Here is a 974-nt window from a genome sequence, read left to right as displayed (position 1 = left end):
GTTCATTTTGTGTGGTGGTTTGCGCGGCCGGAGCACATAGGCTACCCGCCCCTGTTCTGGCTGCTGAGCATCTCGTTGGGCTTCAAGCTGCTGCGCATGCTCCACGAGTGGTACCACTACGTGCAAGTGAGTGTGCCCCAGGCGCCCCAGCCAGTAGCGGCCGCCCCGGCCCCGGCCTACTCCGTGGATGTGCTCACCACGGCCTGCCCGGGCGAGCCCCTGGCCATGATCGAGGCTACGCTGCGGGCCATGCAAGCTATTACCTACCCCCACACCAGCTACCTCTGCGACGAGGGCGACGACCCCTACCTGCGCCAGCTCTGCCAGCAGCTGGGCGTGGTGCACGTCACGCGCCCCGTCAAGGTGGACGCCAAGGCCGGCAACATCAACAATGCCCTGCGCCAGGCCACGGGCGAGTTGTGCGTGGTGCTCGACCCGGACCACGCTCCCACGCCCGACTTTCTGGATCAGGTGGTGGGCTACTTTGCCGACCCGCGTGTGGGCTACGTGCAAGTGGTGCAGGCCTACGGCAACCAGCAAGAGAGCTTGATTGCCCGCGGGGCAGCCGAGCAGACCTACCACTTCTACGGGCCCCTGATGATGGGCATGAACGCCTACAACACGGCCCAGGCCATCGGGGCCAACTGCACGTTTCGGCGCGCGGCCCTGGACTCGATTGGCGGACACGCGGCCGGGCTGACGGAGGACATGCACACGGCCCTGCGTCTGCATGCGCAGGGCTGGAAGTCGGTCTACGCGCCCGTCATTGTCAGCCGCGGGCTGGTGCCGGCCTCCTTGGCCGCATACTATGCCCAGCAACTGAAGTGGGCCCGCGGCAGCTTCGAGCTGTTGTTGACCGTCGTGCCCCGGCTCTGGGCCCGGCTGAGTGGGCGCCAGCGCCTGCACTACGCCACCCTGCCCCTGTATTTCTTCTCCGGCGTCATCGTACTAATCGACCTCGCCATTCCGATTGC

1 protein-coding gene is annotated in these 974 nt (G+C 66.4%); it reads left to right on the top strand.

From position 1 onward, the window contains the following. On the top strand, window positions 1-974 hold a 974-nt coding region (locus tag ACW9KT_RS22290), incomplete at both ends, for a glycosyltransferase family 2 protein (protein WP_457084606.1).

It is taken from the genome of Hymenobacter sp. HD11105, assembly GCF_054051685.1.
Note: the sequence above shows the minus strand (reverse complement) of the source record. Positions and strands in the feature narration are given on the sequence as shown.